We start from the raw sequence: 26,408 nt of genomic DNA on the forward strand, positions 1-26,408 counted from the left end.
CACCTTTACGCTTGGGGGAATATTCGTAGGAGTAATTGCCGTAGTGGGTAGCTTAGTTTGCCAAACGTTATTGAAACAACGAACAGGTAGTCAGCGTCGACGCTACAATGCAGAAATTTATCGATACGTTAAGACGGGAGCTTGATTACAACGCTTTTGCGCGTCCCAGTCGTTAGAAGTTCATGAATTCACGAGCGGTTTCAGTCTGGTCAGGTGTCAGTTCGGTAACATTGTTGCGATGGCCTAACTGGCAAAGCTCGACATCGAAACGTAACCGTCGTTAACCCGAATGTATGACCGGCGGAGGTTCTGGCGCCGAGCTGAATGTTTATGAACTGCTTGAAAGATCGGATGTGAACACGCATTAAAAGCGTCTTTCGGATACTCGCAGGGCCGTCACTTCACGGATATTTGAACGTCAAAGCAACGACCATTACTACACGTTTGGTTTGTAGCAAATGGCAGAGCAACAAGGCTTTGTGGGCATACGGATAGATGCTGGCGTCACCCTTGAGCAAAAACTGAATAACCAAATCAGTAATGGTTGCTCCTTGTTTGACTGTGATTCAGGTTGACTCCGCTTCTGGATATTAGTTGCTTAGCTGCTTATCCGGTGTTTTATACCGCCACGGAGTCATAAACTATCACTTTACGCCAAAGATGCTCACAGTCCTTTACAAATTGTAGATGTATGGGATGTGACTGGTAACTGTTTTGTCCTTCCACACTATCAAATAACAGCATTTCGGATACGTCGAAGCTATTATCTACCACTTCCCGTTTTTCGGTTGATGCTGGTACACCTATCTGAATGCCTTTCACTGCTTCTATGTCAGCCAGTGTTTTAAGGCCTGCAATTAAGGCGTCCCGGTCGGCCTGCTTGCCTGGATTTTTTAACCAGAAAAACACGCTGTGACGAATTGCCGGCAGGGCAACTTCGCTGGCCGAAACGGCTGATACCGGTGCCAGTGCAGCAGCACCGGCGGCAGCACCCGCCGATAATAAAAAACGACGACGTTGTGATATGGAGTCTGTCATAGCTTTACTCATACAATTATCATGCGCACAACATTACACACTCTACCGGCATTTAGCTACGTCCCGGAGTCGCCTTTTTGTGGTGTATTATCGATAATTTTTAGGATCTCGTTGTCTCTGCCGATTTCCGCCAGCTCTTTCAGATAGGCTTTTTGTAATGGGTCGAGCGTTTGATCGTTAAGTAACTGCTTTAGCTCTGCACTGTCCCGGTTGGCAATGGCGGTTTGCACCGCAGCCATATTGGCGATGCTATTATCAGGCGTTGTTTGCGACATTAATTTCTCCTTATTGCTCTTATTGATTCGAGACAATAACGGAAATAGTTCACTTTTAGCCAGACAAAAAAAAGCAAGTCCGAAGACTTGCTTGATAATTCAGAAAAAGCAATATGCCGGTTACAAACGCTCCAGCATTGCCTGAGTGAACTCGGTGGTGCCATGCTGACCACCCAAATCGCGGGTAGTGCGATCGCCACTTTCAATTACATCTTTCAGGGCTGAACGGATCGCTTCGGCTTTGTCAGCCATACCCAGGTATTCAAGCATCTGAACGGAAGCCAGAATGACACTGGTAGGGTTAGCCAGGTTTTTGCCAGCGATGTCTGGTGCTGAGCCATGTACCGCTTCGAAAATTGCACATTCACCGCCAATATTTGCGCCAGGTGCCATACCCAGGCCGCCAACCAGACCGGCACACAGGTCAGACAAAATGTCGCCAAACAGGTTGGTGGTAACAATCACGTCAAACTGGTGAGGATTCATTACCAGTTGCATACAGGCGTTATCTACAATCATCTCAGTAGATTCGATATCCGGGTATTTCTCACCAATTTCGCGAGCAACTTTCAGGAACAAACCTGAAGTCGATTTAAGGATGTTCGCTTTGTGTACCGCAGTCACTTTTTTGCGGCCTTCGCGACGGGCCAATTCGTAAGCGAAAGTCACGATTTTTTCAGCACCTTCACGGGTAATTTTGCTGCGCGCTTCTGCTTCAGTACCGTCTTCAGAAACTACCTGACCAAGGCCGGAGTACATCCCCTGGGTGTTTTCACGAACGGTGATAATGTCGATGTCTTCATAGCGTGCCTTGGTGCCTTTAAAAGACAATACCGGACGCACGTTTGCATATAGCTGAAATTGCTTACGCAGGCTCACATTAATCGACGTAAACCCTTCGCCAACCGGCGTGGTAAGTGGCCCTTTCAGGGTCACTTTGTTTTTGGCGATCAGATCCAGCGTTTCCTGAGGTAATAGCTCGCCATGATTTTCCAGTGCCATCAGGCCTGCATCAGCGTAATCATAGGCAAAGTCACAGCCTACTTTATCTAAAATTTGTGTTGCTGCATCAATAATATCCGGGCCGATACCATCTCCGCGGATGACAGTAATGCGTTGTTGAGTCATCAGAGATCCTTAATAACTTTTACTGATTCGTTAGGTCGTTTGCTTTTTGATAAGTGTAACGTAATTTTTGCGCAAGAGGGTTTTTCTCTGGCGTTTTTGTAATCAATTGTAGGGTGTCCTTGCACACGCCTAAGTGTATATGATGCAAGACTAAATGAGTAGTTAAATAGGCCATAGTGCTTATAAACAGCGTTTATTAAGGGCCTTTATCCGGAGGTTATAACAACGGACAATTGAGCAGGTGACTGACTTTGGGCTGAAGTTGTCCTTGCAGTGTAATTAACTCAGGAAATGCCTGTTGGGTCTGTTGAATAAACGCATTCGTTTGTGCACAAGGCGTCTGCCTGAGTAGCCATTGCCGGGCCCAAATAAGGCTCAAACCGGTAATACAATGGGGCAGACGCAATAACCCGGGGACTTCCTGAGGCAGGCGGCCACAACAGGCTATCAACCGTGATTGGCCTTTGTCCTGCTCCCAGGCTGAGGCCAGGGAAATAAGACGTTGTCGGGTAGCACTGTTACCTTGTCCGGCATTATTTTGCAGCAACGTAGTGACATCAAATAGTCGTTCGTTGTTGTGGTTCACCGCTGTTTTGCCTTTTTCCTGAGCCGACGTAAATAACGGTGAGAGGGCGACGGTAGTCACCAGACTGGCATATTGTGGCGTTATTCGGGCACAACTATTCGCCAGTTCACTGCTGAGTAAAATGGCTATCTGAGCCAGCCGCGAATACCAGTCGAGCAACGGAAACCAGTGCTGAGTTAAACGTTGAAAAAGGGCGTACTGCACGAGCATATGGCCGACCCTTTCAAGGCCATAGGTCAGGATGCTTTGCTTAACATTCTGCACCGGTAACTGCATGCGGTTGTCCTTTGACGCTGCATCGGTCAGGAAATGACTGAAAGCCGGCTCAACTTCTACCATCGCCACTATTTTGGCAACGTCGATATCCGGATCATTGAGTGCCTTTAGCAGTGTTTGCAGGCTAAGTGGCGGGCGCGATGTTGGGTAGCTCGTCGGCAGTGCCCAGCGGTGATCGCCAGGACGTATCACTTCACCTTCTTCTGGTTGTTCTTCCAATGTGGCCAGTATTCTGGTCCATTGTTCGGTGCTGAGCGATTGCTTGCGCAGTAAGCGAACCTGCTTTTTTGCCAGCCAGCAAAAACGTTCCTTCGTGTTTGAGTAAATAAGCACCTGATCTTTTAGCTGACTCATCACAGGCCCGATATGCTGCCCTGACGCGATCAACAGACCCTCGTGAAGCAGTCCGGGATAGACGGTCAGGGCATGGAGTGGTTGCTGTCCGGTGACCGGGAGTGTCATTGTCAGTTTTGGCAAAATGTCGTTAAAGTCGCTGACCGGTGCACGCAACAGGTAGCGTTGCCATAACCTGGCAATATCAAAGCAATCGCTATAGAGTGGCGGACGTCTGGTTGCGGGCAGAATATGCGCAGCCCAGTAATGCTGGCCACAACGACTAAGCTGTTTAATAGCGCTGCTCAGGCGCTGTTTATTGAGTAGTGACTGTTGTTTTAACTGATAATAAGACAGCAGCGCCGCGACGCCTTGTTGCTGAGTGTGATGATTCACCCGATTACGTAAACAGAGGAGTAAATACACTGAGATATGGCGAAGCCATAAATGCTGTGTCGGGTCTGTGGTGCTGAATGGGCGGCTGACAACTACCGTTAACAGTGGTAGGTTGGCTTGTGCAAAATCGAGCCAGCGGGCGCTGACATCAAGGTACTGAGAAAGTTGCGCTGCTTCCCGGACAGGCAAAGGCGGCAGTGCCTCGCTGTCTTGCACCAGTTCCTGCAAGGCTGCCAACATGGCTGTCAAATTAATTAACTGCTCAGGTAGGTTTGATAAGCACCGTCACCCCAGGCAATCAAGGCTTCGTTTTCGAATAAAAGCGGCGTGCATTCATCCTGTGTCGTCATACCGTCTGCGCGCACATGCTGAGTACGGTAAAACATTACCTGAATCTCACGGCTATCCTGCATTTTGGCTTCTGTAATATCCGGTGTACCCAGTAAAGCCATTACCTCGGCGCGGGTAATACCCAGCTCCAGCTTGGATATTTGCACTTTGTTATACTCTTCCCGATCCTGCCAGTCCATATTCTCCGGTTTGTCCGGATAAAAGGCGATGAGTAAAAAAGCAAGGACCGCGTACGAGGCTACGCCGATCAAAATAAGTCGGATTGCTTTACTGTTCATTTATCTGTGTCGTTTTACTGGTTAATTCATTCTGGCCCTGTCGGACCTTAATCAATAGTAGTCTATCCAATTAACGCCACACTGTCAGCCTTAAGAATGTTACTGATTATGAATCGCGGTTGATGCTGTAACAGGGCCGGTATTCAGTGCCGGGTAATTTCATACGCTGCTGTGCCACAAAGGATTTCAGTAAGGCGTCGATACGGGCCATTAAATCGGCTTCACCAGACAGATTAAACGGGCCAAATTCCCGGATTTGGCGAATACCCTCAGCTTTCACATTGCCCGCCACAATTCCCGAAAATGCTTTGCGTAAATTATTTGCCAAATCAGACAGCGGCTGCTCCCGGTGAAGATTAAGTGTCGCCATGGATTTGTGGGTGGGGATAAACGGTTGCTGAAAGTCATCTTCGATTTTCAGTGACCAGTTAAAACTGAACGCATCGCCCATGGCCAGTCTGAACTGCTCCACCTTTTTAACACCCTGGCCCAGTACCCGGGCGACTTCCACCGCATCATCCACAATAATCTGATAGCGATTTTGCGCTTTGGGCCCCAGGGTGGCGCCGACGAACTCGTGGATAGCTTCAAAATAAGACTCACTGCCAGCCGGGCCGGTTAATATTACCGGGAAGGGCTGCTGGGCGTTTCGTTCGTGGATAAGGATCCCGAGTAAATACAACAGTTCCTCAGCGGTACCTACGCCGCCAGGGAAAATAATAATGCCGTGCGCGATTCGAACGAAGGCTTCCAGACGTTTTTCAATGTCTGGCATGATCACCAGCTCATTAACAATGGCATTAGGCGGTTCTGCGGCAATAATACTGGGCTCGGAGATGCCAATATAGCGGCCGTCACGGTAGCGCTGTTTAGCGTGGCCAATGGCGGCGCCTTTCATGGGGCCTTTCATTGCCCCTGGACCACAACCCGTGCAAATGTTGATCTCACGTAAGCCCAGTTGATAGCCCACTTCCTTGGTGTATTTGTATTCCTTAAGACCAATGGAGTGGCCGCCCCAACACACGATGGTGTTGAGCTCATTATTACGTTCGATGACTTTAGCGTGACGCAGCATGTCAAAAACCATATCGGTTATACTGCCACTATCAAGCGGTGCGCTCTCATGTACAAAGGCGTACTTGTTGCCCATGTAAAGCATGTCTCGTAACACTGAGAACAGATGCTCATGAACGCCTTTAACCAACCGCTCGTCAACAAAGCCGACTTCCGGCGGGTTAATTAATTCGAGTTTGACGCCCCGTTCCCGCTTAATCAATCGTATGTCGAATGATTCGTACGGAGCGAATAAAATTTCGTAGTTATCTTCGTCTACGCCGCTGTTGAGTACTGCCAGACAACAGTTGCGGAAGAGCTTATACAAATTACTGTTTGTGGTGTCTTCAAGCTTGCTGACTTCAAGTTGGGAGAGCTGGCTCATCCAACCTACAGGGTTGAGCTGAATTTTTTTCATTCGGTATCCTGAATGACCACCTGATTCCGACCACCGGATTTTGCTTTGTATAACCCTTTATCGGCCCGCTCAAAGGCGGCATCGAGTTTCTCACCAGTGCGGCAATGGGTGCCGCCTATGGATGCAGTCACTATCAGGCGTTCTTGTTTAAATTTAAAGGGTAGCTTAGCCAGACCCTCACGCAACTCATTAAGGCGATTTAACAGTTTATCATTAGCATGATCAGGCAACAAAATGATAAATTCTTCACCGCCCCAACGCGCCATAAATTCGCTGCTGGTAAGGTTAGCTTTAAGATGGCGAGCAATGGCCTGCAGTGTTTTATCACCTGCAGCATGGCCGTATTTATCGTTGATCCGTTTAAAATGATCAACGTCGACCACCGCGATGCTGAGCGGTGTACCCTGCGCCTGGCAGCGATCCCATTCTTTGGAAGCCCGCTCATTATAAGCCATGCGATTGGGCACACGGGTGAGCGGGTCGGTGTACATGTTGATGCGCTGCTCAACCAGCTTTCTACGATACAAGTCTGTTTGCTTTTGCAGCGACGAGAGCTGTTGTTGCATGGAAACCAGCAGTGACATCAAACCTTCCTGCTCCTGACGCTCCGCTTCTTCACTTGCACTTAGTGAGTTAGCCATCTGGCCAAGGTAATGCTGGGCCTGCTGTTTCAATTCGTCGATACTGTGCTCGCCTTCGAGCGCGTCTTCCATGTCTTCCAGTACGTTTCGCAACTCCTGATTGCGCGATTGGCGGGCCTCAAAGCTCTCGGCACTTTTTGAGATACTGGACTGCACATCACCGTTAATGTTACCCAGCGCATTATTCAGACGCTGAATAATTTTACCGGCCGTATTGGCCTCGGTGAGGGTTTCCTGAACCATGACCCGGATCAGGATCAGGCAGCTGTTAAGTAACTCTTCTTCGGTAAGCCCCTGGCCAAGTCTCTCCTGTAGAGAGGCAATATAGTCATCCTCCGGATTGACCCGAATATAGGTTTGTACCAGTTGGCCTAGTTCGTCGATTAAATCTTGTTTAAGCTGTACAGTTCGGTTATTGGGCTGGTTATCACCCGCTGATTCTTCACCACTGTCTATGCTGGATTGATAGCATTTTAATACTTGCTGATAGAGCGGCAGTACACCACTTATTCCATTGATAGGCTTTTTCAAAGCGCTACTGGCTTTGGCTGCCTGACTGCGGGCGGTAGGTTCGGTAACCAAGCGCTGAAATGCCTGAATATCTTCTTCCAACTGGCGTATCCAGGCCTGGGTCAGCGTTTTAACTGAGTAGGGTTCCAGCATAATTAACTGGCTGACTTTATTCATGGAAAGGGTGGCCAGGGTAAAATCAATCTTGCCACTTAAATGACCACGCAGAGACTGTAACTCTTTATCAATCTCTGCCGATAGCCCTTCATAATAACTGGTGAGTCGGACTATAAATCCTGCCAGTTGCTCACTGTGAGCGCGCAGCGATTGGAGTTGTTTCGCTTCCATGTGTTATGCAAGCTCCTTATAAGCCAAAATAGCCGCCGGCATACTACTGCCGGGCTAGTCGATTGTTCGATATAATGAAATCAAAATTCGCACGCAGCGGGTTGATATCCAATCCGCCTCTGCGGGTGTAGCGCGCATAGACAGCTAGCTTGTGCGGCTTGCAACGAACCATTAAATCACAAAAAATTCGCTCGATACACTGCTCATGAAACTCATTATGACGACGAAACGAAATGAGGTAAGCCAGCAGCCCGGCGTGGTCTATGGCCGCGCCTTCATAATGGATTTGCACACTTGCCCAGTCAGGCTGGCTGGTGATCAGGCAATTTGATTTTAACAAATGACTCACCAGGGTTTCAGAAACCTGTTGGTCGCTGGTTGTCAGCAGTTCAGGACTGGGCTGGTAGGCATTGATTTCAATGTCCAGGTCGTCAATCACGGTGCCGTCAAGTTCACCAAGATGAAGAGTACCGAACTGGCCGGCACTGAATAGTTGCACCTCAACCGGTGCCTGGGCACATGCCGATAAATCATTCGTTAAATATTGGACGACTTCATCTGCACCGTTAAATACCGACTGGTTAAAACTGTTCAGATAAAGCTTAAAAGACTTTGACTCAATTAGGTTTTGCGAATCAATGGGCACCCGGCATTGTAAAATCGCTACCTGCGGTTTTCCCTTTGGATTAAGCCATGAAAGTTCATAACCATTCCAGATATCCACGCCGCCAAAAGGCAAAGGCTGGGAAACACCTATTTGTTCGCGGCTTAGCGTGCGTGGTACGCCTTGCAGCAGCTCAGGTGTGTACTGTTCAATGTAGTCAACCTTTTGACCCAGAGTCAGGTTGGCGGGAAGAGACGGAGACGAAGAGTGCTTTGCTGTCATGCTGTCCTGTAACTTTTTACCACTGATTAATTGTGACACGCGCATTCAATATGCCAAGCTGGTGTTTTAAGTGCCATAAATTCTTTAGTATAGAGGTTTAGTATACCTGATATGGAATCGCAATGGAGAATATCGTTCAACAATCATTGCATAATTTAATGCGCGATTTGCAACAAACGGCAGCGTCTCACCCCGCGCTTATGACTTCAGAGTTTGAGCCGGAATTAGCATCCCCCTGTTATGTAGGGAATGCAAAGCCGGGAGAGCCCTGCGCCTGGCAGCCTGTGCCTATGGAAGCTGAATATACCTTTGCCAACATCGAAAACGCCCTGCATATCACGCTGAACGAGCAATATTGTAAGTTCTTTACGACTTACTGGAGTTTTAATCTGCAGGTAAAGGCTCCACAGGGTAACTGTGAACTATTGCAGGTTTGCAGTGAAGAGGACTTCGAACGGTTGCAACAAAACCTGATTGGGCATTTGTTAATGAAGCAGCGACTGAAACAGCCGCCCACTTTGTTTTTTGGTTTAACCGACGAAGACGACTTTATTTTGTCAGTGGATAATGCCTCAGGCGAAGTGGTGTTGGAGCAGGTGGGCAAATTACCCAGTCGCTGCCTGGCGCCCGACCTGGCGACCTTTATTGATGGCCTGACGCTGGCCGCTTAACCGAGCTTTGCCAATCGGCTCTCCATCACCGCGAGAGCCTGTTCTAATTGTTCCACCCGTTTTTCCAGCTCAGTGATGCGCGCTTTGTCTCCCGGCGTTTTTGGTTGGGCTTTAACCTCTACGTTTTGCTGATTGAACACCTTTATAGCCTCGATGGCATCCAGTACGCTTACCTTAAAAGAGGCTCTACCACGCAATAAGCCCACGCCCGGGGTTAAACCCTCGGCCGCCAGTGTGTGGCATATTTCGACCAGGGTTTTATGGTTTTCTTTGGATGTCATAAGATTACTCTTTACTGATGACTGACAGGGTAGATTGAGAGAGCGTCTAACCGGTTAGTCAAAACAACGAAAATTTCGCTAATCATACTGATAGTTAGTACTGTCGCCAAGTGGTTATTTTTTAACTCCTTTAAAATTCAATGAGTTATAGTTGGCCTTATTTTTGATTACCTGAATTAATTAGTGACTTATTATTTTTCAACAGGGAACCACTATGAAAAAACTGATGCTTTGTACTGCTCTGGTAGCACCGATGTTATTGTCTGGCTGTATTATCTCCGTGGGTGATGACGACAGAGAACACTATCAGGCCAGCTGGGAGCAGCGCGAGTATAATAACCGTAAACATATCAGTAATCTGGAAGTGAATGCGCACTTTGAAGATGTCACTCGCAAAATGGGGGTAGCCGACTTCAATGAAATGGTAGGTGAGGGCGATCATGTTTACCGGATCCTTTACTATCGCACGCAGCGTACCGAAGACGATGGTATCACCACTAAGGATGAGTGCACGCCACTGGTCTTTAAAGACAACCGCTTAATCGGTTGGGGGGATGAAGCGGTTCGTAAAATCTAAACCGCCCAACCGTGCTGACAAGCCTGATAGACGAATCGTTTATCAGGCTTGCTGCTGTCAGTTCTCCCCTTTATAAAGTTACAGTGTGGTTCGATTATCAACGCAGTCACTTCCCTCATCATTTCTTATCAGATTGACTAAATTGTATAAATATTGTTAACAGAATATTTACAAAGCGTTATTTTTTTAGCTAGAGTGGGGAACTGATGCACTTTTTGTGCGTCTATTACGTAACTCTTAAGACCAATCTTGTTGTTTTCAGTTGGCTGTTGTTTACCTGCAGCGCTGAGCGGTTGAGTGAGAGGGCGGCCTGGGTCGCAATAACTGGCGTGTACGCATCACCACAACACGGGAGACAGGCTATGGTACAAGCGGAAATCCAACAAAATCTGGATAAAATCAGAGCAGCATACTTATCAGCGGAAGACCTGAAAGTTGCCGCATCCATTATTTACAACGCCTACCACGACGATCCAATTTTTTTACAAATATTCCAGAGCGAAAAGGAAGGCTACGAATCGCGGCTCCGTTCCGCCATTCGCGAAGAACTCACCGCATTCTGGGAAGCAGAGCAACCCATTATTGGCTTATTTGATGAAGGACGATTGCTGTCTGTTGCATGCCTTACCGGGCCTGACAATGCAGCAGGTGCCGGCCGTTATTGGCACTGGCGGTTAAAAATGCTGTTAACGACCGGTTATTACGGTACCCGGCAAATGCTGGAAAAAGAGGAGAAAATTCGCTCAGCCATGCCAGCTGAAAAGTACCATTTACTGTCGTTTATCGCGGTGCATCCGGACTACCAGTCCCACGGTCTTGGCCATCTGTTAATGCGGGCTATTGACAGTGTGTTACTTGAGCACCGTGATTCAGAAGGGGTGGGCGTATTTGTGACTGTGCCTAAATATGAAACGTTCTTCTCCGATGGCTTTTATCAGAAAGTCGCGCAGGTGGAAATTGCTAATAAAATCGGGCAGGTTATGTTCAGGCCAAGGCCTTAACCGCTAAATACAATGCCGGGCAGGGCGATTATCACGCCCTGCTTTTGCTGATAAATTTCCTTGTCAGTCTTGCGGGCGGAATACCGTCAGGTATAGTGCCTGTATTGATAATGACACTCTGCAGATATGACCGACTCTTTAGATTTCGATCCGGTACAAGCCATTCAGAATGAAGATGCCTGGGTTAGCGTCATCCAGAAGATGGATGAAGCCTATGCGGATCTGGTGCAGTCGCAGGTCGAAGTCGAAGAGAAAAACGTTGAGCTTGAAGAGGCCAAGAGCTTTTCTGACAGCATTCAAAGTGCCATGAATGATGTGCTCATCGTCTGTGATAACGATGGCATTATAGAAGGGGTCAACCGGGCGCTGACCGAGCTGGTGGGGGAGTCGGAATCGGCTCTGATTGGCCGCTCTATTCTCACCTTTATCGCCCCGGAGCTGCACGACAAGGTACAAGGCTTCCACGAGCGTCTGCGCGCCCAGCCTGTGCGTGACTACGAACTTGAGTTACAGGGCAAGTCGGGTAATGTGCCATTATCGGTAAATTGTACGACACGCTTAAATCACCGCGGTAAGTCAGTCGGCATGGTACTGGTAGGACGGCCTCTGGGCGAGCTACAAAGGGCCTATAAAGAGCTCAATATCGCCCATGCTGAATTACAGCTCGCCCAGCAACGGCTTATTCAGTCAGAAAAAATGGCTTCTCTGGGTCGTCTGGTCGCAGGGGTGGCCCACGAGCTGAACAATCCTATCAGCTTTGTGTATGGCAACATGCACGTATTACGTCGCTACACCGATAAACTCAGTACCTATTTTGATGCAGTAGCCAATGGCGAGAGCCGCGACACACTGCGAGAAATGCGCGAAAACATGCGCCTGGAAAAAGCCATCAAGGATCTCAATTCGCTGGTGGATGGCACGATGGAAGGCGCTGACCGGGTAAAAGAAATCGTTAATGATTTACGTCAGTTTTCATCAGCGCAGGTGTCAGAAAAGGCGTCTTTCGACCTCAGTTATGCGGTGCATACCGCTTTACACTGGATAATGAAAGAAAATGATTATGCGGTTGAGGTTATTGACAATATTCCCCGGCCATTGGAAGCCTATGGCCATGCAGGCCAGATCCATCAGGTCGTGGTAAACCTGATTGAAAACGCGGTGGATGCCATGGCCGCTTCCGAGCTTCGTAGGTTAACTATCAATGCCAGTGTAGACAAAGACGGCGTGTTGCTGACGATAAAGGATACCGGGCCGGGGATCAGCGCTGATGATGCGCCGCAAATCTTTGAGCCTTTCTATACAACCAAGCCGGTTGGTATGGGAACAGGCCTGGGGTTATCAATTAGCTATGGTATCGTTTCGCAACATAATGGCGAATTGTCCATCGACAATCATACCGAAGGCGGTGCTATCGCCAGCCTGTTTTTACCCTACCGGGAGTCCGCTAATGCTTAATTTGTTATGGCTGCAATCCGGCGGTTGCGGCGGTTGTTCCATGTCGTTACTCAATGCCGAATCCCCCGATGTGTTGACCCTGTTTGAAAATGCCGGCATCAATCTGCTGTGGCATCCGTCGTTAAGCGAAGCTACCGGTGATGAGTGTATTGCCATGCTTGAGGGCATTCTGAGCGGCGCCATTGCGCTGGATATTCTTTGTATTGAAGGCTCAATGATGACCGGCCCCATGGGCACTGGCAAGTTCCACATCATGGGCGGTACCGGCAAGCCCATGATTGAATGGGTAAAAGCGCTGGCGGACATTGCTCGCTACACGGTTGCTGTTGGCAGTTGCGCGGCCTACGGCGGCATTACGGCAGCAGGGGCTAATGATACTGATGCCACTGGTCTGCAATTTGACGGCGAAATGGCAGGCGGTTTGCTGGGCAAGGATTTCACCTCGCAAAGTGGCGAACAGGTGGTTAATATCGCTGGTTGCCCGGTACACCCTGACTGGGTTACCGAAACGCTGATGAGTATTGCGCTGGGTGAGCACAATGATGAGCAACTCGATAAATTTGGTCGGCCACGTATGTATGCCGATCATCTGGTGCATCACGGCTGCTCCCGCAATGAATTCTATGAATATAAAGCCAGTGCCGTGGACATGGGCGACCGCGGTTGCATGATGGAAAATATGGGCTGCAAAGGTACCCAGGCTCATGCTGACTGTAATAGCCGGCCGTGGAATGGTCAGGGTTCCTGTACTAATGGTGGTTACCCGTGTATCAACTGTACCGCGCCTGAATTTGAAGAGCCTGGGCACAGCTTCTGCCAAACGCCGAAAATTGCCGGGATCCCGGTTGGCCTGCCAACTGATATGCCCAAGGCCTGGTTTGTAGCCCTGGCGCAATTGTCTAAAGCGGCCACGCCTGAACGCTTAAAAAAGAATGCGATTGCCGAACAGTTAATTTACCCGCCCACCATTCATAAACGTAAAGGCTGAACCATCAGTATGTACAGTCAGAGAGTAGCAGTATGAACCGAATTGTCGCCGGTCCCTTTAATCGCGTGGAAGGGGACCTGGAAATTACCCTGGAAACCGGGGAGGGTAAAGTTCAGCGAGCCGAAGTGAACTCGCCGCTTTATCGTGGTTTTGAACGAATCTTACTGGGTCACAAACCCATGGATGCACTGGTTTATACGCCGCGGATTTGCGGGATTTGTTCGGTTACCCAGTCGGTGGCCAGTGCCCGCGCGTTAGCCGATGCCATGGGACTGAATATGCCGAAAAACGGCGAGCTGTGTACTAATCTGGTACTGGCAAGTGAGAATATTACCGATCTTATCACGCATTTTTATCTGTTTTTTATGCCCGATTTTGCCCGCGACAGTTACGCTGGCGCTGCCTGGTTTGGTGATATCCAGGCCCGGTTTAAAGCGACTGCAGGTTCCGCCGCGGCCCAAATGTTACCAGCCCGAGCTGACTTTCTGCACCTGATGGGGCTTATGGCCGGTAAGTGGCCACATACCCTGAGTTTACAACCGGGGGGCGTAGCCAAAGCGATTGAGCCCAAAGAGCGCCTGCGTTTACTGGCTATCGTTGCCGGGTTTAAACGATTTCTGGAAAGTACTTTGTTTGGCGATAGCCTGACCACCATCAGTCAGCTTAAAAGCGAGGCCGAACTGTGGCAGTGGCATCAGCAAAAGCCCTGGCACAGCTCTGACTTTCGCCGTTTTTTGCATGTGGCTGAGGTACAGCAGTTACACCAGCTTGGTCGGGCAACGGATCATTTCCTCAGCTTTGGTGCCTATGGTGCGATTGATGAGCCCATGTGGGCAGCTGGCAGTTATCAAAATGGCCAGACAAGCCCATTGGATATTGGGCGCATAGCCGAAGATCACTCCCATAGCTGGATGAGTGACAGCGACCATCCGCATCCCCCAGCAAAGGGAATTACCCAGCCTACGCTCGATAATGAAGCGGGATATAGTTGGTGTAAGGCTCCCCGGTTAGGGCAGAAAGTGGTAGAAGTCGGTCCTTTGGCGCGACAAGTGGTTAATGGTCACCCTCTGGTGCGTGATATGGCCAGCCGCCACGGTGGCAATGTGTTAAGCCGAGTGGTTGCCAGACTACTTGAAGTAGCCATTGTGGTAGGGCAAATGGAACAGTGGATAAAGCAAATTGATCCCAAGGCACCCTTTTGTCATCACGGTGATATGCCCGCCGAGGCCTCAGGTGTTGGCCTGGTTGAAGCGGCCCGAGGCGCTTTGGGCCACTGGCTGGAAGTAAAAAACGGCAAGATCAGTAATTATCAGATCATCGCGCCGACGAGCTGGAATTTCTCGCCACGTGATCAGTACGAACAACCAGGCGCGCTGGAAAAAGCCGTGGTAGGGGCGCCAGTAATGGCTGGCGAAAAAACGCCGATGTCGGTGCAACATATTGTTCGCTCTTTCGATCCCTGTATGGCCTGTACGGTGCATTAATGCCAGATAGCAAGGGAATGCGCTTACGCGTTAACGGGATTGTTCAGGGCGTAGGCTTTCGCCCGTTTATCTGGCGTCTGGCGACAGATTTAAAGCTCACCGGCCGGGTCTATAACGACGCTGGTGGTGTAATCATTGAGCTTAACTGTAATGCGCAGCAGGCCAGTGAGTTTGCTGAACTAATGTCGCAGCAGCTACCGCCACTGGCCCGGATCGATGCAATACATCATGAGACGCTGCATTTGCCTTTATTTTCATCCTTTGAAATTGATGTATCTCAGTCGGGTACCGTTACGACCGGTTGTGCACCGGATGCCGCTACATGCCCTGACTGCCTTACAGAGCTGAATCACTCTGGCGATCGCCGGTTCCGGTATCCTTTTATCAATTGCACCAATTGTGGCCCGCGGCTAAGTATCATCCGCAAAATACCCTACGATCGGGCTTCCACCACGATGGCCGATTTTACCCTTTGCAAGGCTTGTCTACAGGAGTACCAGAATCCGGCAGACCGCCGTTTTCATGCGCAACCGAATGCCTGTCCTGACTGTGGTCCACACTGCTGGCTGGAAACTCCAGATGGTGAAAGGCTAGCCAGCGAAGCGCCTTTTCATGCGCTGGGTGAAGCGTTGCGCGATGGACAGATTGTTGCGATTAAAGGGATCGGCGGAGTTCATTTAGCCTGTGACGCGACCAATGAAAACGCGGTGAAACGTTTACGCGAGCGTAAACAACGTCCTCATAAAGCGCTGGCGCTGATGGCTGCCAATATTAATACCATCCGGGGCTTTGCCACCGTGACTAAACAAGACGAAGCCCTGCTGACTCATCCTGCGGCGCCCGTGGTGCTGCTAGCGCAGCCGAGAACGCCTGAGCAACATCCGATTATCGCACCATCCGTTGCTCCGGATAACGCGAGGATAGGTGTGATGTTGCCTTATTCACCGGTACATTATTTGTTATTGGCGGAGGTGGACTTTCCTCTGGTGATGACCAGTGGCAATCGCTCCGGAGAGCCTCAGGCTATTACCAATGAGGCTGCACGGGACCAACTGAATGATATTGCCGATCTGTTGTTATTACATAACCGGCCGATTCATAACCGGCTGGATGATTCGGTTGTCATCGCCAGGGAAAGCGGGGTTCAGGTACTGCGCCGCGCCCGCGGTTACGCGCCGACCAGTTTACCGTTACCGGTAGGGTTTCCTGCCGGGCAGTCGCTTATCGCGCTGGGCGGTCAGTTAAAGAATACGCTGTGTCTGGTTAAGGATGGCCGGGCGGTGATTACCCAGCACCTTGGTGACCTGTATGATGCCAACACGTTCGATGAATATTTGCATACCCTTGAGCTTTATCGTGAGTTATATGATAACGCGGCAACGCATTATGTGTGTGACATGCACCCGGAGTATCTGTCAACAAAACACGGTGTAAGCCTGGAAGAACAAGGCGCTCTTTTGTCACAGGTACAACACCATCATGCTCATATTGCCGCGTGTCTGGGCGATAATCGCTATCCACTGGCGGGTGATGCGGTACTTGGGATCTGCCTTGATGGTACCGGTTTCGGCACCGATGAGACCCTGTGGGGCGGTGAGTTTTTATATGGCGGTTATGCTGCCATGGAACGGGTCGCCTCGCTAGCGCCGGTGCCTTTAATTGGTGGCGCTCAGGCAATCAAATCTCCCTGGCGTTCCTTGTATGCTCAGTTAAGACTAAGCTTCAGTGCAGAACAGATGGCTGAGATGACGGAGGTTTGCCCGCAGTTTGCCGATCCTATGTGTAAAAGTTTCGAAAAAATGCTGTCGATGCAAATGAATTGCCCGATGACCAGCTCTGCAGGCAGATTGTTTGATGCGGTGGCCGCAGCCCTTGGGTGTGCGCCGCCTCACATCTCCTACGAAGGGCAGGCCGCCATCAGACTGGAAACGCTGGCGACAACTTGTCAGGAAGATGTAGAGCCTTATCAACTGGATATTAAAGATAGCCAGATCGTTACATTCGGGTTGTGGCAACAACTACTGGCGGATTTAAAGCAGGGACGCAGCAAAGCCGCTATGGCAATGGCTTTTCATAAAGGACTGGTTGTAGCACTTACCGAAATGACCTTAACCTTAAGTCATTCACATCGTTTTACCACAGTGGTTCTATCGGGCGGTGTGATGCAAAACCTACTGCTCAGTGAGCCGCTGACCAGTGCATTATTAACCGCCGGTTTTAAGGTGCTAACGCATCAGCAACTACCGGCAAATGATGGCGGAATAGCCTTTGGTCAGGCATTAGTCGCCATGGCAACAGCCAAATAAAATCAACATTATTGGTTTATCCGGTCATTCTTAAAACCCATCCCCTACGGCCTGGAAAGGTCGTTAACACAGTGTAAACAGACTTTCCGCTTTTCCTGTCTAGTGGTAAGTAGTCTTCATGCGACTCCCTGTTTTTTAGTTTTAACTTATTGTTATTAATGGTTATTTGTAGTTGGTCTGTTGTTTGCATTCACGCTTGTGCGTACTTAAAAAAACATCACGCTGTGTCATTAGAAAAATAATAGCTGAACGCCACTTACATCGTAACTAAAACCAAGACCGATTGGCCGTGCAAATGTGAGGTAAGTGTCATTTCAGCGGTATCACTGCCGGAGGACCGAATGTCCCAATTAGAGACCTTTTACGAAGTCATGCGGCGACAGGGGATAACCCGTCGCAGTTTCCTGAAGTATTGTAGCTTAACTGCTGCTGCATTAGGACTGGGCCCTGCGTTTGCACCACGTATTGCCAATGCCATGGAAACCAAGGAACGTACTCCCGTGCTGTGGCTGCACGGACTGGAATGTACCTGTTGTTCTGAATCGTTTATTCGTTCTGCTCACCCATTGGTGAAGGACGTTGTGTTATCGATGATTTCACTGGATTACGACGATACGTTAATGGCGTCAGCGGGGCATCAGGCTGAAGCCATTCTTGAAGAGACCATGCAGAAGTACAAGGGCAAATACATCCTTGCTGTAGAAGGTAATCCGCCGCTCAATGAAGACGGCATGTTCTGTATTGTGGGGGGAAAGCCTTTCCTTGATCAGCTCAAACATGCGGCAAAAGATGCTGCGGCCATCATTGCATGGGGCTCATGTGCCTCATGGGGCTGTGTTCAGGCGGCTCGTCCGAACCCGACCCAGGCAGTACCGATTCATAAAGTGATTAAAGACAAGCCCATTATTAAAGTACCGGGTTGCCCACCCATTGCGGAGGTAATGACCGGCGTTATCACCTATATGCTGACTTTCGGTAAGGTACCGGAGCTAGACCGTCAGGGACGTCCGAAGATGTTTTACAGCCAGCGTATCCACGATAAATGCTACCGCCGTCCGCACTTCGATGCCGGTCAGTTTGTCGAGCACTGGGATGACGAGGGCGCCCGGAAGGGTTACTGCCTGTACAAAGTGGGCTGTAAAGGGCCAACAACTTATAACGCCTGTTCCACAGTGCGCTGGAACGAAGGCACGTCCTTCCCCATCCAGGCCGGTCACGGCTGTATTGGCTGTTCGGAAGATGGTTTCTGGGATAAAGGTTCCTTCTATGACCGTCTGACCGATATTAACCAGTTCGGTATCGAATCGAACGCTGATGAAGTAGGCACTGCCGTTGCCGGTGGTGTAGGTGCAGCGATTGCTGCCCATGCTGCGGTTAGTGCGGTGAAACGCGCGCAGCATAAGGGAGAACAATAATAATGAATACGCCGTTAAATGCTAAATTACTCGACAGTTCAGGCCGTCGGATTGTGGTGGATCCGGTGACCCGCATTGAAGGTCACATGCGCTGCGAAGTGAATGTCGATGACAACAATATTATTCGTAATGCGGTATCCACCGGCACCATGTGGCGCGGTCTGGAAGTCATTTTAAAAGGCCGTGATCCTCGTGATGCCTGGGCATTCGTTGAACGTATTTGTGGGGTGTGTACCGGTTGTCACGCACTCACCAGTGTGCGTGCGGTGGAAGATGCGCTGGGCATTGATATTCCGTTAAATGCGCACCTTATTCGTCACCTGATGGATAAAACACTGAATATCCACGATCACGTGGTGCATTTTTATCATCTGCATGCGCTGGACTGGGTGAACCCGGTTAATGCGCTGAAAGCCGATCCGAAAGCTACTTCTGCCCTACAGCAGAAAATTTCGTCTTCGCATCCGCTATCCAGTCCGGGATATTTCCGCGACGTTCAAACCCGCATTAAGAAATTTATCGAAAGTGGCCAGCTAGGCTTATTTGCCAATGGTTACTGGAGTAACCCGGCTTATAAACTGCCGCCGGAAGCTGATTTGATGGCGGTAGCTCACTATCTTGAAGCGCTGGATATGCAAAAAGAAATCGTCAAGATCCATACGATCTTCGGCGGTAAAAACCCACATCCTAACTTCATGGTCGGTGGTGTGCCTTGTGCGATTAATCTCGACGGTACCGGTTCATCGGGTGCACCGGTAAATATGACCAGCCTGAACTTTGTGCTGGAGCGTATTCGCGAAGCGGAAGCATTTATTAAAAATGTTTATATTCCCGACGTCATCGCCATTGCCACTTTATACAAAGACTGGCTGTATGGCGGTGGTCTGTCAGCGTCTAACGTACTGAGTTATGGCACACACACCGTGGTGCCAGGTGATAAATCCACCGACCTGATCCCGGCGGGGGCGATCATCAACGGCAACTGGGACGAAGTGCATCCGGTAGATGTACGTAACCCGGACGAAATTCAGGAATTTGTTGATCACAGCTGGTATCAGTATGCCAACGGCGCTAAAGGTCTGCACCCCTGGGACGGTGAAACAGAAGCGAAATTTGAGCTGGGACCAAACTTTAAGGGCACCAAAACTAACATCAAAGAGTTGGATGAAAGCGCTAAGTACAGCTGGATCAAATCCCCTCGCTGGAAAGGTCATGCCATGGAAGTGGGCCCGCTGTCACGTTACATCGTGGCTTATGCTTCCGGCAAAGAGTACGTTCAGGAACAGGTCGACCGCTCACTTTCGGCGTTTAATCAGGCCACGGGTATGGACCTTGGCTTAAAGCAGTTCCTACCTTCTACCTTGGGTCGTACGCTGGCGCGAGCACTGGATTCTGAACTGTGTGTCGACTCGATGCTGGCTGACTGGCATCAATTGATTAACAACATCAAAAATGGTGATACCTCTACCGCCAATGTTGAAAAATGGGATCCGAAAACCTGGCCTAAAGAAGCGAAAGGGGTGGGTACCAACGAAGCACCCCGTGGTGCGCTGGGTCACTGGATCAAGATTAAAGACGGCAAAATTGAGAACTACCAGGCGGTGGTACCGACCACCTGGAACGGTTCTCCCCGTGACTCAGAAGGTAACATTGGTGCGTTTGAGGCGTCGTTGCTCAATACGCCTATGGAACGTCCTGATGAGCCGGTTGAAATCCTGCGAACGCTTCACAGCTTTGACCCGTGTCTGGCTTGTTCCACGCACGTAATGAGTGAAGATGGTCAGGAGCTGACTAAAGTGAAAATTCGTTAAGAGAGTAGATGAAATACTCTCGCTGGAGACTCAACCTATGTCTACGTCAGTGGAAAGCAAAACGGTGCCCCAAGAGCATCTGACTGATAATCATCATAGTGGTGATGAAAAGGTCATTACCCGTCGGCAAACGGCGGTATACGTTTACGAAGCGCCAGTGCGCTTATGGCACTGGATAACGGTGTTTTCCATCATCACCCTGTGCGTGACGGGATATTTTATCGGCCAGCCATTACCCACCTTACCGGGTGAAGCCAGCGATAACTTCCTGATGGGTTACATTCGTTTTGCCCACTTTGCGGCGGCTTATGTGGTAACAATTGGTTTTATCGGCCGGTTGTACTGGGCGCTGGTGGGTAACCATCATTCCCGTGAATTGTTCTTTCCGAAGTTTTTCGTAAAAACCTGGTGGAAAGAGGTATGGCATGAGGTGCGCTGGTACCTGTTTATGGAAAAGACGCCTAAGAAATATATCGGGCATAACCCGTTGGCACAGCTCGGCATGTTCTTTTTCTTTATCCTCGGCATGATCTTTATGATCTTTACCGGCTTTGCGCTTTACAGCGAAGGCGCCGGGCAGGGGAGTTGGCAGGATACGCTGTTTGGCTGGGTGATTCCGCTGTTCGGACAGAGTCAGGATGTACATACCTGGCATCGCCTGGGCATGTGGTACCTGGTCACCTTTATTATGATCCATGTGTATGTGGCTATTCGTGAAGACATTATGTCACGTCAAAGTCTGATCTCCACCATGATCAGTGGCTGGCGGATGTTTAAGGACGATAAGCCGGATTAAGGCTTCTCAAAGGGATGCAGGCAATGGTTGACCCCGCCTGCGTCTCTTTTTCTTTAACCCATTTTGTTTACTTTTCTGAGCAACCTGATGACAGCCTTCAATCTCAATGTGAGCAGCCGTTGCCTGAGTAGTCGTAAGCCTGAACACCCCGGTCTTTTTCTTGAACGTTGCTATCTTAAACCCCTGCATATCAGCCAGTCTGAGCTGGCCAGACTTCTCGGTACATCCCGAAGACGTGTACACGAGATTATCAGGGGGCAGCGTGCTATCTCTGCCGATACCGCCATCAGACTCGCCCGACAATTTCAGACTACCCCAATGTTTTGGTTGGAAAAACAACAGCTTTGGGAACTGTACGATGCCAGCCGTCGCTTCATTAACGAAGGTGGTAAGTAACTTTCCGATAGGTAGGTATTTTCGTCACATCTATTTCCTCTTTTTTATTATGGTTAATTGTAACGCTCCCCGTGACACCCCGCCGTAAGGCGCTTCGCCATTTTTTAATAAGTTGGCATGCTACTTGTTACATGTAAATGAAATGTAATTAACGGAAGCGCCTGGCAATCCGAGTTTTACGGCAGTGCAAAATCAAATGAATGAAAAGCAAATACTTATTTTAGGCATTGGCAATGTGTTATGGGCTGATGAGGGGTTTGGTGTTCGCTGTGTTGAGACGCTCAACCAGGATTACGAATTTGGTGAAAACGTAAAGATCATGGATGGCGGTACCCAGGGTATTTATCTGGTACAGCATGTTCAGGAAGCCGATGTGCTGGTGGTGTTCGACGCTATTGATTACGGCCTGGCACCAGGCACCTTAAAAACCATCTACAACGACGAAGTGCCTAAATTTATGGGCGCTAAACAGATGAGTCTGCATCAGACCGGTTTTCAGGAAGTGCTCGCCATGGCTGAATTTACCGGCAATTATCCGGCAGATTTGCTGCTTATCGGTTGTCAGCCTGCAGAACTTGAAGATTTTGGCGGGAGCTTACGATCCGAAGTGAAAGCACAGGTTCAGCCCGCAATTGAGAAAGCGCTCGAATATATGGCGCGTTTTGGCGTAGTGGCAGAGCGAAGCACTGGCGCTGCACAGGCATTAGCGCCTGGTCAGCTGAATCTTAGCGATTATGAACAAGGCCGGCCAGATGAAGATGCGGCCTGCCGCACTGGCGATAGTCGGGTTATCGGTAGTGCTACCGCAGGGGAAATTACTCAGTAATGTGTATTGGTGTGCCGTTTCAGGTTATTCACACCGACAGCCATAAAGCTTACTGTCAGCGCGGTGCAGAGCAGCGCTGGATTGATACCTCGCTGATAGGCGATGTAGAGGCTGGTGACTGGTTGTTAGTATTTTTAGACGCTGCCCGGGAAGTGCTGACTGAAGAGCGGGCGCAACAGGTGGAAGAGGCTGTCAGCGCTATTGAGCGGGTAATGTCCGGGCAAAGTGTCGATCTGGAAGATTGCTTTAAAGACCTTGTCGAGCGAGAGCCAGAACTGCCTGAGCATTTAAAACCGCTTTTAAAATAACAGAAAATAAGAGAACACTATGAACTCACCGCTGATTAATCGTCTTCTCGACGAGTTGGGCTATCCCTTACTCGACGATGATAACTTCGAGCGTTTTATTGAGCAAACACCCTTTAGCGTATTGTTTCTAACCGAAGATCCCAAACGTTTTCCCGAGAGTCTGGATGTCGCAGTGATCTTGCCGGAACTGATCAAACAGTTCCCCCAACTGACTCCTGCAGTAGTGTCTGAAGATATTCAGACCGCGTGCCGAGGACGCTACAACTTTATGGCCTGGCCGGCACTGGTGTTTCTTAAGCATGGCCAGTATCTCGACGCCATTACCAAGGTGCAGAACTGGGATGACTACGTCCACGAAATCAATCGAATCCTGGCGCTGGAGCCCCGCCCGGATCCAGGGATCGGTATTCCAGTAGTGTTTAATCCACTCAATAAAAGTTGCGGACATTAGGGGAACAACATGCGTGATAACAGTATAAACATCGTCAATGTCCCAATCGGGCCGGGCAGCCAGTCGGAAGGCGACATGGTACTTGATTACATGAAAATGCCGTCGGAAATGAATACTTATGATATGCCATCGTTTCCGCAAGAAAGTGAACTCGAGCGCTGCCCCCGGGCCATGAGTATCCTCGCCGATATCCAGCTTATGCTTGGCCAGATCAATGAAAACGGACAGCGCAGTATTATGACGCTTACTGAGTTACCGGAAGCAGATTTAAACCTGCTTAATCAAATTCTTGGCGAAGGTGAGGTTAGTGTTCTGATTGAGGGCGATAAGCCAGTCAGAATTCAGGAAACCGTGATGGCGGGCATCTGGCGTCTGCGTACCTTTGACGAGCAGGGCAACGTAACGGCAGAAGCCATTGAGGTGGCAGAAATCCCCGAATGCGTTAAAGAGCGGGCATTTGCCACCAAAGTGGATTTACCCGCCCGTATTGCCAGCTTGCCGGAAGGACTATTGAATGCGCCTTCTGTACTGGTAGAAATTGCAGATATCTCAGCGGACTATCAGCGTAAGCAGGGCATGGCATCACATGTCATTAATCTTTCTTTACTGCCGTTTTCACCGGAAGATCACTATTGTCTGACAGAAACCACAGGCACTGGCTGTGTCACCATCTTATCCCGGGGTTACGGTAACTGCCGGATCACGTCAACTCAGGTAGAGGGCTTATGGCGTGTACAGTATTACAACAGTACCGACCAACTAATCCTGGACACCCTGGAGATTGTGGCAATACCTGCAGTGGCTTGCGCAGCACCCGAGGATCTGACTGATTCAGCCGTCCGTCTGTCTGAAATTCGTACTGCGCTGGTATAGGAATTCAAAAATGAGTTTTCAGGGCTTTGAAGGTAGTTATTTAGGTGACGCCAGCCGGATTGATAAGCAGGCTAAACTGGAATGCAAGATATGCTGGTATGTGTACGACCCGGCTGAAGGTGATGAGGTCTGGCAAATTCCAGCGGGAACGGCGTTTGTCGACTTACCCGATCACTGGCGTTGTCCTGAATGCGATGGTGACCGCGATCAGTTCATGGTGATAGAGGACTAACAGTGTCAAACGATAAAGCAGTTGTCGCTTTCTATGAATCGGTGGCCCGCAAAATGGCAGGCCTGCCGGTGTACAACAATAAGCTCGCAGTGGATGCGACCGAATTTTTATTATGGGAAGACAATTGGCTGGGTATTATCGTTACGCCCTGGTGTATGAACATCCTGTTACTCCCAAGCGAAGAGTCCCATCAAAACGCTCAACTGGTAGGGGCTAAATTTCGTCAGAGGTTACCTTCTGGCCAGTATGAATTTATTCGTGCTTATGCCCGCAAGTGTGGTGATTTCGCAACCTGCTCCGTGTTTTCACCCATGTTTGAATTCTCATCCCAGAGCATGGCCATGGAAACCGCGCAGGAAGTGTTGGCAGCACTGTTTGATGCCGACAACAACGCGCCCTCAGAACGTCACCAAAGCTACACGGTGCACAGCGAAATGCGCCAGTCTGTTGAAAACGAAGCTGATGAAGAGACGCCCGAAGTGAGTCGTCGGGCATTTTTAACCGGCAATTTCGCTCGGCGTGAGGACAGCAGACCATGAATATTGCTGCAGAACTGGCTGTCGCGAGCAACACTCAAAACACAGGCGTGAATTCGCTTACTGGCGGCATACGGGTTACCGTTGGTTATAACCGCGACCATATCAAAGCGGTTGAGATTAAGAGTACCCGTCCCTTTGCGGTTACCCGCCTGTTCAGGGAAAAGCCGGTAGAACGTGTGCTGGCGATGATGCCATCGCTCTTTTATATTTGCGGTATGGGGCAGTTAATCGCCGCGCTCAGAGCCGCAGAGAGTGCCGCTGGTGTGACCGAAACGTCGGTCCTAAAACAAGCCCGGGATACGTTATTATTTGCGGAGTCTTTACGGGAACAGGTGTTTAGCTGGGTGACCAACTGGGCGCCACCACATAAATCCATGATGAGTCATGTGGTGGACTGGTTTAATCAGTGTCGTAAGCAGCTTGACTGGAGTTTAACCCTGGCTTCGACAACCTCTGGTAAGGCGACCTGCCAGCCTGCGCTTGAGCATCTGGCCCGACAGTTGGAAGAGGTCATTAAACCGTTGTTGCCGACCAACCGGGGAGAAGCGTCGTTAGCAACGATGGGATTGCCAGCAGAGGTGTGTCAGTTGTTGAAAGCCTGCGGTGAATACCCGTTAGGACTGGCTGCAAAAACGTTAGACTTAACTGAGCCGCAACAGCTGATGGCAGTGTTGACATCATTAAAGGCTGCGGAAGCGGAACAGTTTTGTCATCAGCCAACGGTTAACGGGGGGGCCGCTGAAACCGGCTGTTGGGCGCGGCAACACATTGATGGCAGAGGATTTGTGATTGAAAGTCGCCTGCGCTCGCTTTACCGTGAAATTACCACAGCGCCGATGCGGCTCAGAGCACTTGGCCGGCAGCATCAGTTTCATCAACCAGAAGGAACCGGCGTCCGCGGTTGTTCGGTAGTAGAGACTGCCAGAGGTTGGCTGTTACATAAAGTTGAACTGGATAACCGCAATCACGTGACTAATTACCAGATTATTGCGCCCACCGAGTGGAATTTTCATTCCCAGGGTAGTCTCAAAACCATGCTGGAAGGGTTATATTTACCCAGGGATCAGGTAACACCGGTGGCTGAAACCTTGATAAAACTTCTCGACCCTTGTGTGTCGTGGCAGTTGGAGTTAATCCATGCATGAGATGTCTATTGCAGAAGGGATCCTGCAGGTATTAGAAGAACAGGCAGTGAGCCAGTCGTTTGAAAAAGTCAAAGCGGTGTGGGTCGAAATCGGCCCGCTCGCCACCATCGAAGCCGACGCACTAACGTTTTGTTTCGATGCGGTAATAAGAGGAAGTCTGGCCGAAGGCGCCAGCCTGCACATTATAAAAATGCCGGGAAAAGCCTTCTGTTTGCAGTGTCTGGATACCGTCCCGGTCACGCAACGCTATGACAGTTGCCCTGTTTGTGGCAGTTATCACTTACAGATAACGCAGGGCGAAGAAATGAGAATAAAAGAACTAGAGGTGGCATAAAC

Annotated in this window: 28 protein-coding genes; 19 read left to right on the forward strand and 9 right to left on the reverse strand. The window is 49.7% G+C overall.

The window, feature by feature from the left end:
- Nucleotides 1-618 precede the first annotated feature (618 nt).
- From AC2T0J_RS14315 to queF, 8 genes are all read right to left on the reverse strand, one after another.
- Nucleotides 619-1,038, reverse strand: coding sequence for a Dabb family protein (locus tag AC2T0J_RS14315; RefSeq protein WP_489806471.1), 420 nt, complete (start codon nucleotides 1,036-1,038; stop codon nucleotides 619-621).
- Between the two features lie 56 nt (nucleotides 1,039-1,094).
- Nucleotides 1,095-1,313, reverse strand: a complete 219-nt coding sequence (locus tag AC2T0J_RS14320) for a hypothetical protein (RefSeq protein ID WP_489806472.1) — start codon at nucleotides 1,311-1,313, stop codon at nucleotides 1,095-1,097.
- A 120-nt stretch (nucleotides 1,314-1,433) separates the two neighbouring features.
- The gene (locus AC2T0J_RS14325; protein ID WP_105933854.1) at nucleotides 1,434-2,441 is read right to left on the reverse strand and encodes an isocitrate dehydrogenase; all 1,008 of its coding nucleotides are present in this window, start codon (nucleotides 2,439-2,441) and stop codon (nucleotides 1,434-1,436) included.
- Between the two features lie 217 nt (nucleotides 2,442-2,658).
- Complete coding sequence (locus AC2T0J_RS14330) at nucleotides 2,659-4,281, reverse strand: hypothetical protein (protein WP_489806473.1); 1,623 nt, start codon at nucleotides 4,279-4,281, stop codon at nucleotides 2,659-2,661.
- Nucleotides 4,282-4,286: 5 nt separating this feature from the next.
- On the reverse strand, nucleotides 4,287-4,661 hold the full coding sequence (locus AC2T0J_RS14335; protein WP_105933852.1) for a DUF3192 domain-containing protein: 375 nt from the start codon (nucleotides 4,659-4,661) through the stop codon (nucleotides 4,287-4,289).
- Between the two features lie 106 nt (nucleotides 4,662-4,767).
- Entirely contained in the window at nucleotides 4,768-6,132 is a 1,365-nt protein-coding gene (gene ppnN, locus AC2T0J_RS14340; RefSeq protein WP_489806474.1) for a nucleotide 5'-monophosphate nucleosidase PpnN, read from the reverse strand.
- On the reverse strand, nucleotides 6,129-7,631 hold the full coding sequence (locus AC2T0J_RS14345; protein ID WP_489806475.1) for a GGDEF domain-containing protein: 1,503 nt from the start codon (nucleotides 7,629-7,631) through the stop codon (nucleotides 6,129-6,131). Before AC2T0J_RS14345 ends, ppnN begins: the two co-directional genes overlap by 4 nt.
- Nucleotides 7,632-7,674: 43 nt before the next feature.
- Nucleotides 7,675-8,517 (reverse strand): NADPH-dependent 7-cyano-7-deazaguanine reductase QueF, encoded by an 843-nt coding sequence (gene queF, locus AC2T0J_RS14350; RefSeq protein WP_489810345.1) that lies wholly within the window; start codon nucleotides 8,515-8,517, stop codon nucleotides 7,675-7,677.
- A 122-nt stretch (nucleotides 8,518-8,639) separates the two neighbouring features.
- Here queF and syd point away from each other — a divergent pair, with 122 nt between their 5' ends.
- The gene (gene syd, locus AC2T0J_RS14355) at nucleotides 8,640-9,188 is read left to right on the forward strand and encodes a SecY-interacting protein (RefSeq protein ID WP_489806476.1); all 549 of its coding nucleotides are present in this window, start codon (nucleotides 8,640-8,642) and stop codon (nucleotides 9,186-9,188) included.
- Here syd and AC2T0J_RS14360 read toward each other — a convergent pair.
- Complete coding sequence (locus tag AC2T0J_RS14360) at nucleotides 9,185-9,469, reverse strand: hypothetical protein (protein WP_489806477.1); 285 nt, start codon at nucleotides 9,467-9,469, stop codon at nucleotides 9,185-9,187. The genes syd and AC2T0J_RS14360 overlap by 4 nt on opposite strands.
- Nucleotides 9,470-9,683: 214 nt before the next feature.
- Between AC2T0J_RS14360 and AC2T0J_RS14365 the strand changes: the two genes are divergently transcribed.
- From AC2T0J_RS14365 to hypA, 18 genes are all read left to right on the forward strand, one after another.
- Nucleotides 9,684-10,046, forward strand: a complete 363-nt coding sequence (locus tag AC2T0J_RS14365; RefSeq protein ID WP_489806478.1) for a DUF3192 domain-containing protein — start codon at nucleotides 9,684-9,686, stop codon at nucleotides 10,044-10,046.
- Between the two features lie 362 nt (nucleotides 10,047-10,408).
- Nucleotides 10,409-11,047, forward strand: a complete 639-nt coding sequence (locus tag AC2T0J_RS14370; RefSeq protein WP_489806479.1) for a GNAT family N-acetyltransferase — start codon at nucleotides 10,409-10,411, stop codon at nucleotides 11,045-11,047.
- A gap of 126 nt (nucleotides 11,048-11,173) precedes the next feature.
- Nucleotides 11,174-12,502, forward strand: coding sequence for a PAS domain-containing sensor histidine kinase (locus AC2T0J_RS14375; RefSeq protein WP_489806480.1), 1,329 nt, complete (start codon nucleotides 11,174-11,176; stop codon nucleotides 12,500-12,502).
- The gene (locus AC2T0J_RS14380) at nucleotides 12,495-13,490 is read left to right on the forward strand and encodes an NADH-quinone oxidoreductase subunit B family protein (RefSeq protein ID WP_489806481.1); all 996 of its coding nucleotides are present in this window, start codon (nucleotides 12,495-12,497) and stop codon (nucleotides 13,488-13,490) included. The genes AC2T0J_RS14375 and AC2T0J_RS14380 overlap by 8 nt, the downstream gene beginning before the upstream one ends.
- 32 nt (nucleotides 13,491-13,522) lie before the next feature.
- A complete protein-coding gene (locus tag AC2T0J_RS14385; RefSeq protein WP_489806482.1) occupies nucleotides 13,523-14,974 on the forward strand; it encodes a nickel-dependent hydrogenase large subunit in 1,452 nt (483 codons plus the stop codon).
- Complete coding sequence (gene hypF / locus AC2T0J_RS14390; RefSeq protein WP_489806483.1) at nucleotides 14,974-17,280, forward strand: carbamoyltransferase HypF; 2,307 nt, start codon at nucleotides 14,974-14,976, stop codon at nucleotides 17,278-17,280. Before AC2T0J_RS14385 ends, hypF begins: the two co-directional genes overlap by 1 nt.
- A 341-nt stretch (nucleotides 17,281-17,621) precedes the next feature.
- The gene (locus AC2T0J_RS14395) at nucleotides 17,622-18,695 is read left to right on the forward strand and encodes a hydrogenase small subunit (protein ID WP_489806484.1); all 1,074 of its coding nucleotides are present in this window, start codon (nucleotides 17,622-17,624) and stop codon (nucleotides 18,693-18,695) included.
- A gap of 2 nt (nucleotides 18,696-18,697) precedes the next feature.
- Nucleotides 18,698-20,506 (forward strand): nickel-dependent hydrogenase large subunit, encoded by a 1,809-nt coding sequence (locus AC2T0J_RS14400; RefSeq protein ID WP_489806485.1) that lies wholly within the window; start codon nucleotides 18,698-18,700, stop codon nucleotides 20,504-20,506.
- A gap of 37 nt (nucleotides 20,507-20,543) precedes the next feature.
- Nucleotides 20,544-21,302, forward strand: coding sequence for a Ni/Fe-hydrogenase, b-type cytochrome subunit (cybH, locus tag AC2T0J_RS14405; protein ID WP_489806486.1), 759 nt, complete (start codon nucleotides 20,544-20,546; stop codon nucleotides 21,300-21,302).
- An 87-nt stretch (nucleotides 21,303-21,389) separates the two neighbouring features.
- The gene (locus AC2T0J_RS14410; protein ID WP_489806487.1) at nucleotides 21,390-21,698 is read left to right on the forward strand and encodes a HigA family addiction module antitoxin; all 309 of its coding nucleotides are present in this window, start codon (nucleotides 21,390-21,392) and stop codon (nucleotides 21,696-21,698) included.
- Nucleotides 21,699-21,894: 196 nt separating this feature from the next.
- Nucleotides 21,895-22,524, forward strand: a complete 630-nt coding sequence (locus AC2T0J_RS14415) for a HyaD/HybD family hydrogenase maturation endopeptidase (RefSeq protein ID WP_489806488.1) — start codon at nucleotides 21,895-21,897, stop codon at nucleotides 22,522-22,524.
- A complete protein-coding gene (locus AC2T0J_RS14420; RefSeq protein ID WP_489806489.1) occupies nucleotides 22,524-22,832 on the forward strand; it encodes a HypC/HybG/HupF family hydrogenase formation chaperone in 309 nt (102 codons plus the stop codon). The genes AC2T0J_RS14415 and AC2T0J_RS14420 overlap by 1 nt, the downstream gene beginning before the upstream one ends.
- A gap of 19 nt (nucleotides 22,833-22,851) precedes the next feature.
- A complete protein-coding gene (locus tag AC2T0J_RS14425) occupies nucleotides 22,852-23,283 on the forward strand; it encodes a hypothetical protein (protein ID WP_489806490.1) in 432 nt (143 codons plus the stop codon).
- 9 nt (nucleotides 23,284-23,292) lie between these two features.
- Nucleotides 23,293-24,156: a hydrogenase expression/formation protein gene (locus AC2T0J_RS14430; protein ID WP_489806491.1), complete on the forward strand. Its 864-nt coding sequence runs from the start codon at nucleotides 23,293-23,295 to the stop codon at nucleotides 24,154-24,156.
- A 10-nt stretch (nucleotides 24,157-24,166) separates the two neighbouring features.
- Nucleotides 24,167-24,388, forward strand: a complete 222-nt coding sequence (locus AC2T0J_RS14435) for a rubredoxin (RefSeq protein ID WP_489806492.1) — start codon at nucleotides 24,167-24,169, stop codon at nucleotides 24,386-24,388.
- Nucleotides 24,389-24,390: 2 nt separating this feature from the next.
- Nucleotides 24,391-24,927: a [NiFe]-hydrogenase assembly chaperone HybE gene (gene hybE / locus AC2T0J_RS14440; RefSeq protein WP_489806493.1), complete on the forward strand. Its 537-nt coding sequence runs from the start codon at nucleotides 24,391-24,393 to the stop codon at nucleotides 24,925-24,927.
- Nucleotides 24,924-26,072 (forward strand): nickel-dependent hydrogenase large subunit, encoded by a 1,149-nt coding sequence (locus AC2T0J_RS14445; RefSeq protein ID WP_489806494.1) that lies wholly within the window; start codon nucleotides 24,924-24,926, stop codon nucleotides 26,070-26,072. The genes hybE and AC2T0J_RS14445 overlap by 4 nt, the downstream gene beginning before the upstream one ends.
- Nucleotides 26,065-26,406, forward strand: coding sequence for a hydrogenase maturation nickel metallochaperone HypA (hypA, locus tag AC2T0J_RS14450; RefSeq protein WP_020745489.1), 342 nt, complete (start codon nucleotides 26,065-26,067; stop codon nucleotides 26,404-26,406). The genes AC2T0J_RS14445 and hypA overlap by 8 nt, the downstream gene beginning before the upstream one ends.
- Nucleotides 26,407-26,408 lie beyond the last annotated feature (2 nt).

The organism is Alteromonas sp. ISO5 (assembly GCF_058105165.1).

Coding starts and splice junctions, on each gene's coding strand:
- AC2T0J_RS14315 (WP_489806471.1), bottom strand. CDS start 1,038: ATGACAGACTCCATATCACAACGTCGTCGTTTTTTATTATCGGCGGGT.
- AC2T0J_RS14320 (WP_489806472.1), bottom strand. CDS start 1,313: ATGTCGCAAACAACGCCTGATAATAGCATCGCCAATATGGCTGCGGTG.
- AC2T0J_RS14325 (WP_105933854.1), bottom strand. CDS start 2,441: ATGACTCAACAACGCATTACTGTCATCCGCGGAGATGGTATCGGCCCG.
- AC2T0J_RS14335 (WP_105933852.1), bottom strand. CDS start 4,661: ATGAACAGTAAAGCAATCCGACTTATTTTGATCGGCGTAGCCTCGTAC.
- ppnN (WP_489806474.1), bottom strand. CDS start 6,132: ATGAAAAAAATTCAGCTCAACCCTGTAGGTTGGATGAGCCAGCTCTCC.
- AC2T0J_RS14345 (WP_489806475.1), bottom strand. CDS start 7,631: ATGGAAGCGAAACAACTCCAATCGCTGCGCGCTCACAGTGAGCAACTG.
- queF (WP_489810345.1), bottom strand. CDS start 8,517: ATGACAGCAAAGCACTCTTCGTCTCCGTCTCTTCCCGCCAACCTGACT.
- syd (WP_489806476.1), top strand. CDS start 8,640: ATGGAGAATATCGTTCAACAATCATTGCATAATTTAATGCGCGATTTG.
- AC2T0J_RS14360 (WP_489806477.1), bottom strand. CDS start 9,469: ATGACATCCAAAGAAAACCATAAAACCCTGGTCGAAATATGCCACACA.
- AC2T0J_RS14365 (WP_489806478.1), top strand. CDS start 9,684: ATGAAAAAACTGATGCTTTGTACTGCTCTGGTAGCACCGATGTTATTG.
- AC2T0J_RS14370 (WP_489806479.1), top strand. CDS start 10,409: ATGGTACAAGCGGAAATCCAACAAAATCTGGATAAAATCAGAGCAGCA.
- AC2T0J_RS14375 (WP_489806480.1), top strand. CDS start 11,174: ATGACCGACTCTTTAGATTTCGATCCGGTACAAGCCATTCAGAATGAA.
- AC2T0J_RS14380 (WP_489806481.1), top strand. CDS start 12,495: ATGCTTAATTTGTTATGGCTGCAATCCGGCGGTTGCGGCGGTTGTTCC.
- AC2T0J_RS14385 (WP_489806482.1), top strand. CDS start 13,523: ATGAACCGAATTGTCGCCGGTCCCTTTAATCGCGTGGAAGGGGACCTG.
- hypF (WP_489806483.1), top strand. CDS start 14,974: ATGCCAGATAGCAAGGGAATGCGCTTACGCGTTAACGGGATTGTTCAG.
- AC2T0J_RS14395 (WP_489806484.1), top strand. CDS start 17,622: ATGTCCCAATTAGAGACCTTTTACGAAGTCATGCGGCGACAGGGGATA.
- AC2T0J_RS14400 (WP_489806485.1), top strand. CDS start 18,698: ATGAATACGCCGTTAAATGCTAAATTACTCGACAGTTCAGGCCGTCGG.
- cybH (WP_489806486.1), top strand. CDS start 20,544: ATGTCTACGTCAGTGGAAAGCAAAACGGTGCCCCAAGAGCATCTGACT.
- AC2T0J_RS14410 (WP_489806487.1), top strand. CDS start 21,390: ATGACAGCCTTCAATCTCAATGTGAGCAGCCGTTGCCTGAGTAGTCGT.
- AC2T0J_RS14415 (WP_489806488.1), top strand. CDS start 21,895: ATGAATGAAAAGCAAATACTTATTTTAGGCATTGGCAATGTGTTATGG.
- AC2T0J_RS14420 (WP_489806489.1), top strand. CDS start 22,524: ATGTGTATTGGTGTGCCGTTTCAGGTTATTCACACCGACAGCCATAAA.
- AC2T0J_RS14425 (WP_489806490.1), top strand. CDS start 22,852: ATGAACTCACCGCTGATTAATCGTCTTCTCGACGAGTTGGGCTATCCC.
- AC2T0J_RS14430 (WP_489806491.1), top strand. CDS start 23,293: ATGCGTGATAACAGTATAAACATCGTCAATGTCCCAATCGGGCCGGGC.
- AC2T0J_RS14435 (WP_489806492.1), top strand. CDS start 24,167: ATGAGTTTTCAGGGCTTTGAAGGTAGTTATTTAGGTGACGCCAGCCGG.
- AC2T0J_RS14445 (WP_489806494.1), top strand. CDS start 24,924: ATGAATATTGCTGCAGAACTGGCTGTCGCGAGCAACACTCAAAACACA.
- hypA (WP_020745489.1), top strand. CDS start 26,065: ATGCATGAGATGTCTATTGCAGAAGGGATCCTGCAGGTATTAGAAGAA.